Source organism: Paraburkholderia fungorum, assembly GCF_900099835.1.
Lineage (GTDB): Bacteria > Pseudomonadota > Gammaproteobacteria > Burkholderiales > Burkholderiaceae > Paraburkholderia > Paraburkholderia fungorum_A.
In genome coordinates this window covers 1,486,715-1,501,356 of the sequence record NZ_FNKP01000002.1, presented here as the reverse complement: position 1 = coordinate 1,501,356, position 14,642 = coordinate 1,486,715, and the positions used below count along the sequence as shown (strand labels likewise).

The window sequence follows — 14,642 nt, the reverse complement described above, 5'->3', positions numbered from 1 at the left end:
CCCGGCGGAGACCTGACATGATCGCCATTTTCCTGATTTCCGCGAGCATCGAACACGCGCAACTCATCGTCGCGCGTCTTGAAGAGAGCGGTGTGCGCTACCGGCTGCGCACGGCCTACGGCAGCGCGCAGCAGATGCGCGCGCATGCACGCGCCATCAAAAGCGCCGATCTTCTGATCATCGATGACGACGAAATGAACGCACGCGAACTGGACGGCGTGGAAGAAGCGCTGGCCTGTTCGCCGTCGCTGCACTGCGTGCTGGTGACGCCGTCGCCGTCCACCGCGTTGCTCGGCGCGGCGATGCGCGTTGGCGTACGGCACGTGCTGTCGTGGCCGCTCGATTCGCAGGCGATCTCCAACGCGATGATCCAGATCGACGCGAAGAAGAATGCACCCGGGCGCCGCGCAGGCCGGATTGTGTCGCTGGCGTCGAGCAAGGGCGGCAGCGGCACGACGCTGATCGCGGTCAATCTGGCCTGTTCGCTGGCCGCACAGCGCGACCGGCGCGTATTGCTGATCGACCTGAGCCAGCAATTCGGCGATGCCAGCCTGTTGATGGCCGACAAGCCGCCGCCCGCGACGCTCGCTGATCTGTGCTCGAAAGTCGAGCGCCTCGACGCCGCGCTGCTCGACTCTTGCGTGATGCACGTTCATCCGAATCTCGACGTGCTGGCAGGGGCGGGCGATCCGCTCAAGGCCGCCGGGCTGCTGCCCGCGCAATTCGAGCAGATTCTGACGCTGGTGCGCGACCGATACGACGCGGTGCTGATCGACGTCGGCCAGAGCCTGAATCCGCTGACCATTCACGCGCTCGATCACAGCGATGCGATTTGCATGGTCGTGCGGCAAAACCTGCTTTATATGCACGGCGGGCGGCGCATGCTCGATATTTTCCGGGAGTTGGGCTATCCGGCGAGCAAGGTGCGCGTGGTGGTGAATCAATACGACAAGAACGCGCAGATCAATCTGCAGACGCTCGAAAAGACGCTCGGCGCGAAGGTCGCGCACCAGCTTCCGCGCGACGACCGCCAGGTCAACGATGCGCTGAGCCGTGGCGTGCCGCTCGTGACGTCGGCGCGGGACAGCGCACTGGCGCAGGGCATCCGTCTGCTCGGCGACATGCTGTGGCCGGTGGTGATCGAACGTCGCAAAGGCAGCATGCTGAGCCGGCTGCTGGCGACGTGGCCGAATTTGCCGCCACAACTGAAGCCTGGGGTTTGAGCCTCTAAAGACGACGCGTGATCAGGCGCCGATTCATTCACGCCGGGCTTGCTCCGGCGGCTGTGGACAGTGATCTGATCCGACTGCTACGCTGCGAATTCTGAGAGTCCGGCTGCCCTGATGCGGCCGGAAAAACAATAATTCGCATCGAAAAAGCGAGTCTTCAATGACCAGGACCAATCCGCCCGCGCAACCGGACGGCGAACGCCGCTCATCCGCCGAGGCAGAGAGCAGGGGCGAAACATCTGCTGTGCCAATCCACAAAGTTAGCGAAGAAGTGTCGCCCGGATCTGTCGGCTGGCGCGAGGCGTCGATCGAAATTCTCGCGCGTCTCGGTGCGGCGTTGATGCTGGCCCTGTTCGCCTACGCTGCGGTCAGGCGGTGGCACGCCGACCCCACGCGGATCACTTTGCTGCTGCTGGTAGTCGGCGTGTTCATGTCGATGGGTCTCGCGCTGTTCGCACGTGTGCCGATCAGACGCGACTGGACGCCGTTTGCGTTGATCTGCTCGATCGGCGGCACATTCTATTTTCTCGCGGTGCGGCTTTCGCCCGGCGTTCAACTGATTCCCGAAGCGGTCGGTGCCGCGCTGCAACTGCTCGGGATTTTCTGGGAGCTGTTCGCGAAGATGTCGCTGCGCAGATCGTTCGGAATTTTGCCGGCCAATCGCGGCGTGGTGTCGCGCGGCGCGTACCGCTTTATCCGGCACCCGATGTATCTTGGCTATTTCCTCACCGATGTCGGATTTCTGCTGGTGAACTTTGGCGTGCAAAACATGATTGTCTACGGCTGCCAGTTCGCGTTGCAGATCGGGCGCATCGTGCGCGAGGAGCGGCTTCTGTCGGATGACGAAAGCTACTGCGCTTATCGAAGGAAAGTGCGCTTCCGGGTGATTCCGGGCGTGTTTTGACGAGCCGCGACGGCCCGGTTCCGATCGGGTAGTCGACGCGTCGACGTCAGCCATGATGGATGGTGTATGTTAAAAAGCCTGACCCGTCCGGTTACTCGCCGGATACTCACCGGCTATTCTTCGAGAGACTTACGTGAGCGCAGCACCGTCCATGCAAAACGCCGTCAGCGGACTCAACGACATCGCGTCGATCCTGTCCAATCCCATTCTCAATACGGATTCGTATAAGGCCTCGCACTATCTGCAATATCCGCCCGAGGCGTCGGCGATGTTTTCATACATCGAGTCGCGCGGCGGCCGCTACGACCGCACGCTGTTTTTCGGTTTGCAGATGCTGCTGAAGGAATATCTATGCCGGCCCATCACGCCGGCCATGATCGATCAGGCCAAAGCATTTTTCACCGCGCATGGCGAGCCGTTCAACGAAGCGGGCTGGCGTCATATCGTCGATCAGTACGGCGGCTATTTGCCGGTGCGGATTCGCGCGGTGCCGGAAGGTTTGGTCGTACCGACGCACAACGTGCTGGTCACCGTCGAATGCGACGACCCGCAAGTGTTCTGGCTCGCGTCGTATCTCGAGACCATGCTGTTGCGCGTGTGGTACCCGATCACGGTGGCGACGCAAAGCTGGCATTTGCGCGGGACGATCCGCGCGGCGCTGCAGAAAAGCAGCGACGATCTCACGCAACTGCCGTTCAAACTGCATGACTTCGGCGCGCGCGGCGTGTCGAGCGCGGAGTCGGCGGCGATTGGCGGCGCGGCGCATCTGGTCAGCTTCATGGGCTCCGACACGGTGCTCGGCGTTGCAGCGGCGAACCACTATTACAACGACACGATGGCGGCTTTTTCCGTGCCCGCTGCCGAGCACAGCACGATCACGTCGTGGGGCCGCGAGCGCGAGACCGACGCGTTCCGCAACATGATCGCGCGCTTCGGCAAGCCGGGCGCGATCGTCTCCGTGGTGTCCGATTCGTACGACCTGTTCGCCGCGTTGAAAGTGTGGGGCACGGAGTTGAAGCAGGCCGTGATCGACTCGGGCGGCATGCTCGTGATTCGCCCCGATTCGGGCGATCCGTTGACCATCGTGTTGCAGACGCTGCGAGAACTGGACGCGTCGTTCGGTTCGGCGCTCAACGGCAAAGGGCGGCGGGTACTCAACAACGTGCGCGTGATTCAGGGCGACGGCGTGAATCCCGACTCGATCGAGGCGATTCTCGCCGCGATGGACGAAGCCGGTTTCGCCGCCGACAACATCGTGTTCGGCATGGGCGGCGCGCTGTTGCAGCAGATCAACCGCGACACGCAGCGCTTTGCGATGAAATGCTCGGCGATCCGTCTCGGCGACGAATGGCACGACGTTCGCAAAGACCCGGTCACCGATGCCGGGAAGCGGTCGATGAAAGGGCGCCTGACATTGCTCAAAAATCGCCGCACGGGCGACTACCGAACCGCGACACTGCCGCTCGCGTGGGACGCCGATACGCTCGAAGCCGACTGGGAAGATGCGCTGGTGACGGTGTTCGATTCCGGCAAGCTGCTGGTCGATATGTCGCTAGCCGAGATCAGAAGCAGGGCGCACGCGGGCGAAGCCTGATCCGAAGGCTTCCTTCAACCGTTCACATCGCCCATACCGCTACGCCTGCCGGATCGATATCGATCCGGCACGCCGAACCCTCGCGCAAACGGCTGTCCTCGCTGGCAAGATCGAAACGGATTCCGGCGATATTCAAGCGGACATAGCGCTCGCCACGGCGCAATTCGACTGAATCGACGTGGCCTGCGTGAGCACCGTCCGGTGTAATCCGAAGCGCGCGCGATGACACGCGCCACATCACTTTCTCTCCTTCACCGAGTGCGGGTTCGCTTTCTGCCGCGCCGATCGTCAAGCCGCGCGCGAGTTCAACCTGTCCATTCGCGCTGATCGAGCCTTCGCCAACGTTGTGAAGACCGAGCAGCGCAGCGACCCGCATCGACGCCGGGCGCTCGAATACCGCATCGATTGCGCCTGCCTGCAACACACGGCCTTGCTCGACGACCAGCACTTCGTCGGCGAGCAACGCGGCCTCGTCGGGATCGTGCGTGACGATGATCGTCACCGCCGAAATCTCGCGCTGCAACGCTCTGAGCGATTGCTGCAACAGACGTCGCCGTGGCGTATCCAGCGCGGCGAACGGCTCGTCGAATAGCAGCAGTTCGCTGTGACGCGTCAACGCGCGCGCAAGCGCAACCCGTTGCCGCTGACCGAACGACAACTGATGCGGCAAGCGTGCGACAAGTGGCGAAAGGCCCAGGTGATCGAGCCAGTAACGTGCACTGGCGGGGTCGGCATCGGCGGGAAAAGCGAGTTGCCGCGCGACGTTCATATGCGGGAACAGCCCGTAATCCTGCGGCATATAGCCGATTTGCCGACGCTCTGGCGGCAGCGTGTGCAGGTCGGTCGGGCCTAGCCGCACATGGCACGCTTCATTCGATTCGAGGCCCGCGATCAGCCGCAGCGCCAACGATTTTCCCGAGCCGGACGGGCCGATGATCGCAAGGCGTCGCGTCGCGGGCGACCACGCAAGGTCGAGGTCGAATGCGCCCAATTGACGGCGCAAGTGAAAGGCGAGACGCAGATCGCTGGTGTCGCCGCGGCTCGCGGTGAGGTCGGCGGAACGTGCCGCGTCGAGCGCGTCATCGCCGTTTTCGGTGAGGTCGGCGGAGCCCGATTTTTGCCGCAAGCTGTAAATCGACAACGCCGCGCACACAATGGCGATCGCCAGCGTGGGCAGCAGCAGCGGCATCATCGCCGGCAGCCCCTGGCCGCCGAATACCACGTAGGTATAGACCGGCAACGAATACGGGTGATAGGCGACCATCACCGTCGCGCCGAATTCGCCGAACGCGCGCAGCCACGCGAGCGCGAGTCCGGCGCGGATCGCGGGCCACGCCACCGGCAGCATCACGCGAAAGAAGCGGCTGTTCGCGTGATGGCCGAGCGTGGCGGCGACGTCGTCGAGAACCGGATCGACGGCGGCGAACGCGGACTTCGCGGCGATGATCAGAAACGGCGCGGCCACGAAGACTTCCGCGAGCACGATGCCCGCGAACGAGTCCGTCAACATGCCGCCGGTGAGGCGTCCAATCCAGCTATACGGTCCCAGCAGAAACAGCAGCAGCACGCCGCTGGTCAGCGGCGGTAGCGCAAGCGGCAACTGCACGACGAAGCCGAGCAGCGCCATCTTCCGCGAGTTCGAGCGCGCGAGGAAATAGCCGAGCGGCACACCGCCGAGCAGAATCACGAACGACGCGACCGTCGCGCTCGCAGCCGATACCCCGACCGCCGACCACGTCGCGCGCCAGTCGACGTTCGCCCAGTCGGCGGTGCCGAGTTGCGGCACGCTCGCGATAAACGGAGCGCACAGATAGACAGCGAGGAGCGCCGCCAGCCACAGCAGCGGTCGCGCGGCAGCGCGTTTCACCAGCAGCTTGCGTTACTGGTTGGCGGCGTCGATCACGGCTTGCACCGACGGCGGGATCGCCTGCACGCTACCGCTTACAGTCGGTTTGACGACGTCCACGCCGTGTTGCTTGAGCAGCGTGCGGCCTTGTTCGCTCAACAGGAAATCGACGAAGCTGACCGCACCGGTGCGATTCGGCGCGTCGTTGAGAATCGTCAGCGTGTAGCTGGCCTTGGCCTGCAATTCAGGCGCCGGGCGAATCGCCGGAATCTTCAGGTCCGAGGTTTCGGTCGAGTAGAAGAAGCCGGCATCGAGCTGACCGGATTGCAGGCGGCCAACCAGCGTTTCCTCAGGCAGCACCTGTTCGGGATTTTCCGCCGCGCCGAGGGTCTTCTCGACCAGGTCCGGCTGATGATAAAGGTCCGCCGCCTTCGTCATCATCTCGACGGTGAACGCGCCCTTCGGATCGAGCTTCGGATCGGTCCGGCCGATACGGATACCGGGCTCCTGCAACACCTGATCCCAACGCTTGCTCTTGAATTGCGACGCGAATTTGCTCTGCGGGTTATAGCCGATCATCAACGGCGACTCGGCGAAATTCACGTACCACGTGACGTGATCGCCATTCGCTTCGCCCATCAAGCCGGTGTTGACCTTCGGACTTGCGCTGATGAACACGTCACCGCGACGCAGCTTGCCCTTGATCTCGTTGGCGATCTTGTTCGAACCCGCCGCATAGCCGCGGAAATGCTGGCCGGTGGCCTTCTCGAACGCGGGGCCGATGCTGCGCTCCATCAGGTTGACGAGCGAGCCGGCGTACAGCACGTTGACCGTGTTGTCCTGCGCGAAGGCGGGCGCGGCCGTCACGACACAGGTGACAGCGACGACAGGAGCGACGAGAGAGGCGAGCAGCTTGCGAATCATGCGAAAACCCCGATACGTTATGAAGAGCGATATATTACGACGCCATTGCGTCAGGTTGGGTGGCGATGTGGCACGTGATGCATTACTTGAGCGGGAAGATGCGCAGCGTGCTGGTGTTGCCGCTATGGCTCGCGCGGTCGATCACGTACAGCCTGCCGCGCAATGCGTCGACGGCTACGCCGCGCGCGTTCTGCAAGTCGTTGGCGAGGACGCTGACGGTGCCGTCCCGCGCGACGCGGCATAAACCGGTGGCGTTGCATTTCGTGTAGAGCGCACCGTCGGGTCCGTCGGCCATCAGGTCAGGCCCGTCGATCTGCGCGAACACCGTGCGCAGCGTGACGGGCTGGGGTGCGCTAAGCAACGTGCTCAGATTTGCCGAGACGATGTTGTTGTTCGCCTGATCCGAGATATAAACGGTGTCGCCCGAAGTCGCGATGCCGACCGGTTTGCCGAGGCCCGTCAGCAGATCGCGTTCCACTGCGGCATGCGTGGCCGGATCGTAGGTGATCAGGCTCAGCGCGCCTTGCGGCGGATTGCTGCCGTTCTTGATGAACCATGTCGACAGTAAGCGGTTCGAGCCGATGGAGATCAGACCGAGGCGGCGGCGCAACGGATCGGGGCCGGTGAATGCGGTGATCTGATCCGCGCCCGCGATGCCGAATACCGCGCTCGCCGTGCCGAAGCCGAAGCGCGCGATCATCAGCAGGCCGTCGTCGGTGAAACTCAACTGGCTCAGGCCGGTCGGCTGACCCGAAACGGTTGGCACGCTCGCGAAGTGCGCAAAAGCGTGCGCGTCGGACGACGCCAGCACGCTGCTGGCCTGATCGTCGGTGATGAAGACGGCGCCGTCCGCGACGCGCACCGCGATGCCGTTCGCTGTCGCGCTCACCGGCACACGCTGCGGCGCGTTCGCGGGCTTGTTGCCGGCGCATCCGGTCAGTGCGGCGATCAGACCGCAGGTCGCGAGCGCGAGGCGGGCGGTGCGTTGCAGCGAAAGTGAGAGGCGCATGGGATCTCCTGAACGGCGTCGGCCGTGTGCCGCACATGCTCGTGCCGCCGGCGCTCAATGCGGAGGCCGGTCCGGTTGCCGATATGCGCGGCGATATATTGCGTATCGGCGCAGTTGCCTACCGATGCCGCCAGCGCAGCGTAATATACACACGGGTATAGCGAATGAACAGACCGCATTACGCGTCGATGCAGGAGATAACCGTCTATGGATACTGTGAATGTGATTGCCGCGCCCGCCGTCGACGGCGCGCTTGTCCTGAGCGGGGGGTTCCAGCGTTCGCTGTCGATCGGGCTTGATCAACTGCGGCGCTACGAAAGCATCGTCGCGACGCCGTTCGATCTGCGCTGCTATACGACCAACCGGTTTATTCGCAGCGTTGAGCCGTATCGCGGGGTGCGACTGACTACGCTGATCGAGGAAGCGGGTCTGCCCAACGCCATTCCAGGTGAGTTCAAGCGAACCGTGTTCGTCGCCGTGGGGCACGACGGCTATGTCGTGACGTTCTCGTGGCATGAACTTTTCAATACGCCGGTCGGCGAGAGCGTGCTGGTCGCTTACGAGTGCGGCGGCCGCGCGCTGGATGCGCAGGACGGCGCGCCGATTCTGTTCTCGGGTTCGGACATTTTGCCTGCGCCTCGCCACGTCAAGCGGCTTGCGCGGATCGAGGCGCAGGTTCTCGCGCCGTTGGGTTAGCGCGCTGGCGTGACGCGGGCTTAATATGAGCCTTTGTTTTTCGCCGCGTCTGTTCATGTCTGACGATCCGCTTTCATTCGAATCTGCTGCTGGATCCGCCGCGTTTGCCGTGGCCGGGCCGTTAGTTTGGCCGACCGATCCGCAAGTTGCCGCGTGCATGGAGAAGTGGTTGCGCGCAGCAGGCAACGCGAATTCCGCCGACACCCAACTGTTCGCCAAACTGATCGCCGAGCGTGACGTGCGCCACGAACTTGCGCTGCTCGGCCTGCAACCGGGTGAGTGGGGCGCGCTGCTTTCGCGGCATTTCGCGCGCGCAGCCGCACCTGCGTCACCGCTTACAACGGACACCGCCGTGCAAGTTCACGCCGATTTCGTCCGCACCCTTCACGCGGTATTGCTGACCCACGCAAACCCCGCCGTCGATGCCGGAGACGCACGCGATCTCGCTACCATCATCGCCCACGCCTGTTTGCGTCCCGATCATCTGTGGCGCGACCTCGGCCTGGCCGGCCGCGACGAAGTCACGTGGATGTTGACGCGCTATTTCCCGACACTCGTTGCGTTGAATGTCGCGAACCTTCGCTGGAAAAAATTCCTCGCAGGGCAACGTGCGCTTTCGTTGGGTCTCGCGCCCGGTCCCGCACCCGGCTGTCCGGGCTGCGAAGACTACGCCCACTGCTTCCCGCAGCAACGCCCGTAGCCGTTCGGCCAGGATGGCAGCGCGAGGCCGTTCGTGTATGCTTTCGCGCATGGCTGACACCCTCAAAACCAAACCCGCACCGGCGTCGAAATCGCCTAAAACACGCCCTGAAGTGCGCTTCAGAATGCGTATCCGAAATGGCGACGCGGTCGCGCTCGGGCCCGGCAAAGTGGACCTGCTTGAAGCCGTGCGCGAACACGGTTCGATTTCGGCGGCGGCGCGGAGCCTCGACATGTCGTACCGTCGAGCGTGGCTGCTGATCGACGAGTTGAACCGCTCGCTCAAATCTCCGGCCACGCATTCGGAGCAGGGCGGCCAAAGTGGCGGCGGCTGCACGCTCACGCCGGTGGGCGAGACCATCGTCCGTTTGTATCGCGATGTCGAAGAAGAAGCGCAGCGCAGTTGCGCGAAGCAGATCGCCGAGTTGACGCGGCTGATCCGCTAGAGGTCAAACGTTTCGGCGACGGTGCGCGGCGGCTCACCGCGCCACGCACTCAACCGTGCCGCAAACAGAACGCCGAGGGCGGCGCAGTGCCAAGTTGAGCGAGATGCTCGGGATGCAGCCGGGCCATCAACTCGACGAAGCTCGCCACGCTCGCGGTGCGCAACGGGTGATAGTCGATCTGATGCCGCTCGCAAACCCGCTTGAGCGTATTCATCGAATCGTGGTCGATGCAGTCCACTGGAAACACGACGATATCCGCCCCCGGCAGCGCAGCGGCAAGCAGCCCTTTACGGTCTTCGACGCCGCCGTCGTGCACCACCAGATCGCCGCCGGCCGCTTCCACCAGACGCTTGAGCGCCGAGTTCGAACCAGGCCGCCCGCCCACGTAGACAATCCGCTTGCCGTGCACGCTGTCGAGGCTCGCCCGGCGCGCGCCGGTTCCGCTGACGGCATCCGCGGCATCGACGGTTGCGCGTTCCAGTGCGTCGCATTCGCTTTGCACCAGCTTGAGCAGCGCCAGCGCCTGATCGTGGCTCTTGCGTAACGCAAGCGCGGCTTCCTGTTCCTGAAGCGTGCGTTGTTCGGCAGCCTCACGGCGGCTTGTATGCAGCGCGATCCGCTGATCGGCGTCGTCCAGTCTGTCGCGCAGACGTTGCATTTCCGCTTCGACGTCACCGGCAACGGCATCGACGAGACGCGGGCGAGAGGTCTGCGCGATCTGTTCGTTCAGTGCAGCAATCGTCGCTTCGTGCTGCGTGCCGAGTTCACGCAGACGGACTTGTTGCCGCTCCACTTTTTCCTTCAGCGCGGCGTTTTCTTCTTCCAGCGCGACCAGCCGGCGAATATCCGCGCGATTGGCCGCGCCGACCAGGTGCGACAGCATGTGCAAGTCGCCGAACGCCTTCTGACGAACCGGCATGGTCGCAAACGGATGCGTCATCAAGGCCCAATATGCCGGGGGGATGTCGCCGTTTTTCAGCGCTTCGTCCCAGAGCTTGAGAAGATCGACGTCGTCGGCGGCCTTGTCGAAACGGCGCACCGCGCCCGCATAGTGCTCGTCCAGCAGCTTGTGGAGCGCCTTGGCGGCCGCGCCGCCTTCGATCGCCAGTTCGACCGCCGAGTGATGAATCTCCAGATCGCTCGCGTCGCGGCGGTCGAGTCCGGTGAATCGGGGCACCAGCTTGCGCAACTCGTGCGTGCTCAGACAGGTGCCGATGATCGAGCAATGCAGATGCCCGTCAAGCTCGGACAGGCGGGCGCGCCGTTTGGTGTTTGTCAGCGATGCCTTGACGGGCGTGCAGCAAGGATCGGCGACGCTGCTCAGGCCTGTGCCGGCGAGTTCGTCGCCGGAGAGTTTCAGACGTGACGGCTGGGCGAGACGAAACGGGGGCGTGTTCATGATGACCTCGAATCCGGTTCGGCGTCAGGCAGGTTGTGTCGGCCGTGCGCGTTTGCCGTACCGTCGATATATATCAGCGGATATAGCGGGCGGTAAAAAAAAGCGCTCATAAGCGGCCATGTCGATTAGTCGGGTAAGCGCGCAAGCTCGGGTTCGACGGTGCGCGCTTTGCGCGGCCTCGCGGTGGCTTCGACACCGGCGCTAGCGCTGACGGATGCACCCGGCAGCTTGCCCGCCGCGTTCGTCGCTGTCGCCGTGGCGCGTCGTCGGGCTCGGGCAAGTGTGAGTCGAGCCGCGCCTGCCGCTGCGTCGCTGCTATCCGCGCGGGCATGCTGTTCCAGCACATGCCCGACGCACAGTCCGACGAAGGTGGCGTCGAGCCGTTCGAGTTCCGTCACGACCTTGCGCAACGCGGACACATCGTTGCTGGAGGCGTCCGAGAAAATCGCGTCGCGCAGTTGCTCGGCGGAACGGGCGTCTTCGATGGCGGCTTTCAGGTCGCGCAAACGCGCGAAGGACGCCGCTTTTGCGTGGTCGGCGAGGATCGACAGCAACTGGTTCAGCGAGTGCGAGCCGGTCGTGCCGACCGCCGCGAAATTCAACTGGTCGCCGGTCAGCATCAGCACGAAGCGCTGCACGCTGCCGTAAAGGCGCCGGTACGCGTCGACCACATCGCGGATCGACTCGGCCCGGCCGCGTTCGGACGCTGATTTCACGGCGACGATGGTCGACGAAATCTCGTTTGCCACCTGTCGACCGCGCCTGGCGGGATCGGATAAAGGGGATCGACTGCGCACTGCTGCTGGCTCCTGCTGGTCTGTTTTGCTTCGCCGCACGGGATGCGCGCGGGCCGAAAAGCCAATAAATACGGGCTTTCCGGGCTCTACGAAGCCTACCGTGATATTCGACAGGATATAACGAAAGGCGAGCGGTGTGTTGAACCGGGAAGGAGTAAGCGCGGTGTGGGAAGGGTTTCAGGTAGCGGTTTCGGGGCGTCGGGCGAAGTCGAGAAACGCTTTGACGGCCGGTGCCCGTTCGTATTTTCGGAACGCAATCGTGATTTCCGACGGGATCGGCGTGCCGGCCCCCGGCAACGCGATGCGGCCGGCGAGCGTATGCGGACCGACCGCCACGTACCCGCCGGGCGACAAGCACGCGAGCACCGCCGCGAGCGTGCTGGGGGGGGGCGGGCCGAGCCGGGTGGAGCAGCGCCCGCGTCGCGCGAGTTCGAAAGTGCCCGCTTTCTGTTCCGGCGGCACGAAACATGGGTCCCGCAACTGCGCGAGCCTGATGCATCGCGATAACGAACCGGTCGCGGCACGGTGGCGGCCTGGATACCGTCGTCGACCGGCATCGGCGGGCTCACGTAGGCGGAGTCGAGCAGATAGTGAGCGACATCACCGAGACGTGCCCGGTTTGCGCCGTTTTCCGATATCGTGTGCTGCAAGCTCGCCGTAAAATGCGGGCGAACGCTTTTTCCAGCCGCGTCTTGCGGCATCCTGGCAACGCACCACACGACAACAATGAGCCATCCGAACACCGACCTGATCGAACGTTTTTACACCGCCTTCCAGCGCCGCGATGCCGAGACCATGATCGCCTGCTATGCCGACGACGTCGTCTTCAGCGATCCCGCTTTCGGCGAGCTTCGCGGCGACGAGGCGCGCGACATGTGGCGCCTGCTGGTGGCGCGCGCGCAGGCGTTTTCGCTGACGTTCGGCGGCGTCGAAGCCGACGACCAGACCGGCCGCGCGCATTGGGTGGCGAGCTATCTGTTCAGCCAGACCGGGCGTCAGGTGATCAACGAGATCGATGCCCGTTTCGTGTTTCGCGACGGTCTGATCGTCGAGCATCGCGACAACTTCAGCCTCTACCAATGGCTGCGCCAGGCAATGGGCCTGCGGGGCACGTTGCTCGGCTGGTCGCCGCTCGTGCAGCGCGCAATCCGAGCACAGGCGCGCCGGGGTCTCGCGCTGTATCGCAATCGGGAAACGCGAGACTGAACGGGGTGAGCGGGGCGGATCCGTTGCACGGAGCGCCGTGTTGCACTTGTTATGATTGAACCGGTTAGCTTCGTATTTCTTCAGGCAGACCAGCGAGGAAAGCCATGCCAGTAGTCGATGCCGCGTGGGAAGAGTGGCTGAGCAGCAACGTGACGCGCGGTTGCAGTCCCGAGTCGATGATCGAATCGATGGTCGGCGCGGGTTTCTCCGCCAATGCCGCGAGCGTCGCAGTACATAACGCGTTTGGCCGTGATCCGGCGGATGCGGTGTCGGCTTCTGTTTCGGCGATGAACGCAACCGAAGCGGTGCTCGCCGAGGCGGTTCCTCAAACCTATCAATACGACGATCCGCCGGTCGCGCGCGGCAACGTGATCCGCGCGCATGATCGCGATGTCCGCGTGCTGATGCGTTGCGAGCGCCCGCAGGTGATCGTGTTCGCCGACGTGCTGTCGGCGCAAGAGTGCGACGAGATGATCGAGCGCTCTCGGCATCGGCTGAAACGGTCTACCACGGTCAATCCCGCCACCGGCAAGGAGGATGTGATCCGCAACCGGACCAGCGAAGGCATCTGGTATCAGCGTGGCGAAGACGAGTTCATCGAGAAACTCGACAGGCGTATCGCGGCGCTGATGAACTGGCCGGTCGAAAATGGCGAAGGTTTGCAGATCCTGCACTACGGCACGACCGGCGAGTATCGCCCGCATTTCGATTATTTTCCGCCCGACCAACCCGGCAGCGCCGTGCATACCGCGCAGGGCGGCCAGCGCGTGGCAACGCTCGTGATCTATCTGAACGACGTTCCTGACGGCGGCGAAACGATTTTTCCTGAAGCGGGCATGTCGGTGGCGGCGAACAAGGGCGGGGCGGTGTACTTCCGCTATCTGAACGGCCAGCGTCAACTTGATCCGCTGACCCTGCATGGCGGCGCGCCGGTGCTCGACGGCGACAAGTGGATCATGACGAAGTGGATGCGTGAGCGTGCTTATTGATGCGCCTGCTCATGCGCCTGTTCATGCGCGTTTTCGTTCGCTAATCGATGCTTTCATCGACGCGCACATCGCGTCTCTTCCACCCGCCTGTTCGCGTTAATCGGCTGTCTGACCGGCGGCGGCATTGCCAGTCGACGAACCCGCGAACAACTGCTTCAATGCGCTGCGGCCTGTGGCGTATCCCATCCGCATGATCATCAGGCCGATTGCCGCGCCCGCGATCTGATCCAGCATCGGCAAACCGGCGAGGCTGCCGGCGAGACCCAACGTCGCAACGAGCGCCGACACCGCGTCGACGCGTGCGTGCATCGCGCTTGCCATCAACAGCGACGAACCGGTGCGGCGGCTTTCCGCGCGCAGGTAGCGAAACAGCGTTTCCTTGGTCACCATGACGAAGCTGCTGACCGCGAGCGCACCGATATGCATGGCGGTGCTGCCGGTCAACGTCGATGTCTGCGATGCGCTGCTCCACAGCATTTCCATTGCCGTGACGATCAGTACCGCCGCGATGAACAGCGACGCGAGCGATTGCTCGACGCTGTTGTCGGCGTTGTGTGCATGGTGGGGGTTGCGTCCGTTGCGCGCTTTCGCGCTTACGTGTCTTGCGCTGAGGTACAGCACGATCAGCACGACGGCGTCGGCGGCGAGGTCGCTCAGGGTGTGGATGCCGTCGGCGAACAGTCCGTCCGAATTCGCGGTGAGGCCGAGCGCGATTTGCATCGACGAGAGAAACGCGTTGAGCAGCGCGCTGGCGGAGGCGGCCTTAAACAAGGTGGCCGCCGCTCAGAACTGCACGGCGGTGGCGGCTGTCACGCTCGATAGACTGGGGCATGGGCTGGGAACGGTTTCTGTTTGTCGCAGCAAGTTACCTGCCGAAAGTTGCAGTCCGATGACAGCGGGGGGA

Annotated in this window: 15 protein-coding genes; 8 read left to right on the top strand and 7 right to left on the bottom strand. The window is 63.7% G+C overall.

Annotated features, from left to right (window positions below; translation table 11 throughout):
- The first annotated feature begins 17 nt into the window (after nt 1–17).
- The 3 genes from BLS41_RS22605 to BLS41_RS22595 all read left to right on the top strand — a co-directional run bounded on the left by BLS41_RS22605 (nt 18) and on the right by BLS41_RS22595 (nt 3,727).
- Nucleotides 18–1,223 carry a CpaE/TadZ family protein gene (locus BLS41_RS22605; RefSeq protein WP_074768871.1) on the top strand — a complete coding sequence of 402 codons (1,206 nt, stop codon included), beginning with the start codon at nt 18–20 and terminating at the stop codon, nt 1,221–1,223.
- Nucleotides 1,224–1,569: 346 nt separating this feature from the next.
- Nucleotides 1,570–2,133 carry a methyltransferase family protein gene (locus tag BLS41_RS22600; protein WP_253189807.1) on the top strand — a complete coding sequence of 188 codons (564 nt, stop codon included), beginning with the start codon at nt 1,570–1,572 and terminating at the stop codon, nt 2,131–2,133.
- Between the two features lie 151 nt (nt 2,134–2,284).
- Nucleotides 2,285–3,727: a nicotinate phosphoribosyltransferase gene (locus BLS41_RS22595; RefSeq protein ID WP_074768867.1), complete on the top strand. Its 1,443-nt coding sequence runs from the start codon at nt 2,285–2,287 to the stop codon at nt 3,725–3,727.
- Nucleotides 3,728–3,749: 22 nt separating this feature from the next.
- Here the strand turns inward: BLS41_RS22595 and BLS41_RS22590 are convergent, their stop codons facing one another.
- The 3 genes from BLS41_RS22590 to BLS41_RS22580 form a co-directional block, all read right to left on the bottom strand.
- Nucleotides 3,750–5,594, bottom strand: a complete 1,845-nt coding sequence (locus BLS41_RS22590; protein ID WP_074768865.1) for an ABC transporter ATP-binding protein/permease — start codon at nt 5,592–5,594, stop codon at nt 3,750–3,752.
- Nucleotides 5,595–5,606: 12 nt separating this feature from the next.
- On the bottom strand, nt 5,607–6,497 hold the full coding sequence (locus BLS41_RS22585) for an extracellular solute-binding protein (protein ID WP_074768863.1): 891 nt from the start codon (nt 6,495–6,497) through the stop codon (nt 5,607–5,609).
- A gap of 82 nt (nt 6,498–6,579) precedes the next feature.
- Nucleotides 6,580–7,506, bottom strand: coding sequence for an NHL repeat-containing protein (locus BLS41_RS22580; protein ID WP_074768861.1), 927 nt, complete (start codon nt 7,504–7,506; stop codon nt 6,580–6,582).
- Between the two features lie 207 nt (nt 7,507–7,713).
- Between BLS41_RS22580 and BLS41_RS22575 the strand changes: the two genes are divergently transcribed.
- The 3 genes from BLS41_RS22575 to BLS41_RS22565 all read left to right on the top strand — a co-directional run bounded on the left by BLS41_RS22575 (nt 7,714) and on the right by BLS41_RS22565 (nt 9,347).
- Nucleotides 7,714–8,202, top strand: coding sequence for a molybdopterin-dependent oxidoreductase (locus BLS41_RS22575; protein WP_074768859.1), 489 nt, complete (start codon nt 7,714–7,716; stop codon nt 8,200–8,202).
- Between the two features lie 157 nt (nt 8,203–8,359).
- Nucleotides 8,360–8,902, top strand: a complete 543-nt coding sequence (locus tag BLS41_RS22570) for a nitrogen fixation protein NifQ (RefSeq protein WP_074771120.1) — start codon at nt 8,360–8,362, stop codon at nt 8,900–8,902.
- Between the two features lie 49 nt (nt 8,903–8,951).
- Complete coding sequence (locus BLS41_RS22565; RefSeq protein ID WP_253189736.1) at nt 8,952–9,347, top strand: winged helix-turn-helix domain-containing protein; 396 nt, start codon at nt 8,952–8,954, stop codon at nt 9,345–9,347.
- A 49-nt stretch (nt 9,348–9,396) separates the two neighbouring features.
- On the opposite strand, the gene BLS41_RS22560 is transcribed toward BLS41_RS22565, so the two are convergent.
- The 3 genes from BLS41_RS22560 to BLS41_RS22550 all read right to left on the bottom strand — a co-directional run bounded on the left by BLS41_RS22560 (nt 9,397) and on the right by BLS41_RS22550 (nt 12,023).
- Nucleotides 9,397–10,746, bottom strand: coding sequence for a DUF2325 domain-containing protein (locus tag BLS41_RS22560; protein WP_074768855.1), 1,350 nt, complete (start codon nt 10,744–10,746; stop codon nt 9,397–9,399).
- Between the two features lie 125 nt (nt 10,747–10,871).
- A complete protein-coding gene (locus BLS41_RS22555; protein WP_253189735.1) occupies nt 10,872–11,495 on the bottom strand; it encodes a hypothetical protein in 624 nt (207 codons plus the stop codon).
- A gap of 225 nt (nt 11,496–11,720) precedes the next feature.
- On the bottom strand, nt 11,721–12,023 hold the full coding sequence (locus tag BLS41_RS22550) for a type 2 periplasmic-binding domain-containing protein (RefSeq protein ID WP_253189734.1): 303 nt from the start codon (nt 12,021–12,023) through the stop codon (nt 11,721–11,723).
- A gap of 246 nt (nt 12,024–12,269) precedes the next feature.
- Between BLS41_RS22550 and BLS41_RS22545 the strand changes: the two genes are divergently transcribed.
- Together BLS41_RS22545 and BLS41_RS22540 are read left to right on the top strand one after the other, a co-directional pair.
- Nucleotides 12,270–12,749, top strand: coding sequence for a nuclear transport factor 2 family protein (locus BLS41_RS22545; protein WP_074768849.1), 480 nt, complete (start codon nt 12,270–12,272; stop codon nt 12,747–12,749).
- Nucleotides 12,750–12,853: 104 nt separating this feature from the next.
- Nucleotides 12,854–13,738 (top strand): 2OG-Fe(II) oxygenase, encoded by an 885-nt coding sequence (locus tag BLS41_RS22540; RefSeq protein WP_074768846.1) that lies wholly within the window; start codon nt 12,854–12,856, stop codon nt 13,736–13,738.
- Between the two features lie 96 nt (nt 13,739–13,834).
- On the opposite strand, the gene BLS41_RS22535 is transcribed toward BLS41_RS22540, so the two are convergent.
- Nucleotides 13,835–14,509: a cation diffusion facilitator family transporter gene (locus BLS41_RS22535; protein WP_074768844.1), complete on the bottom strand. Its 675-nt coding sequence runs from the start codon at nt 14,507–14,509 to the stop codon at nt 13,835–13,837.
- Nucleotides 14,510–14,642: the final 133 nt, after the last annotated feature.

Bases quoted from the DNA above. Each gene is read 5' to 3' on its own strand.
- BLS41_RS22605 (WP_074768871.1), top strand. From the start codon at position 18: ATGATCGCCATTTTCCTGATTTCCGCGAGCATCGAACACGCGCAACTC.
- BLS41_RS22600 (WP_253189807.1), top strand. From the start codon at position 1,570: ATGCTGGCCCTGTTCGCCTACGCTGCGGTCAGGCGGTGGCACGCCGAC.
- BLS41_RS22595 (WP_074768867.1), top strand. From the start codon at position 2,285: ATGCAAAACGCCGTCAGCGGACTCAACGACATCGCGTCGATCCTGTCC.
- BLS41_RS22585 (WP_074768863.1), bottom strand. From the start codon at position 6,497: ATGATTCGCAAGCTGCTCGCCTCTCTCGTCGCTCCTGTCGTCGCTGTC.
- BLS41_RS22580 (WP_074768861.1), bottom strand. From the start codon at position 7,506: ATGCGCCTCTCACTTTCGCTGCAACGCACCGCCCGCCTCGCGCTCGCG.
- BLS41_RS22575 (WP_074768859.1), top strand. From the start codon at position 7,714: ATGGATACTGTGAATGTGATTGCCGCGCCCGCCGTCGACGGCGCGCTT.
- BLS41_RS22570 (WP_074771120.1), top strand. From the start codon at position 8,360: ATGGAGAAGTGGTTGCGCGCAGCAGGCAACGCGAATTCCGCCGACACC.
- BLS41_RS22565 (WP_253189736.1), top strand. From the start codon at position 8,952: ATGGCTGACACCCTCAAAACCAAACCCGCACCGGCGTCGAAATCGCCT.
- BLS41_RS22560 (WP_074768855.1), bottom strand. From the start codon at position 10,746: ATGAACACGCCCCCGTTTCGTCTCGCCCAGCCGTCACGTCTGAAACTC.
- BLS41_RS22545 (WP_074768849.1), top strand. From the start codon at position 12,270: ATGAGCCATCCGAACACCGACCTGATCGAACGTTTTTACACCGCCTTC.
- BLS41_RS22540 (WP_074768846.1), top strand. From the start codon at position 12,854: ATGCCAGTAGTCGATGCCGCGTGGGAAGAGTGGCTGAGCAGCAACGTG.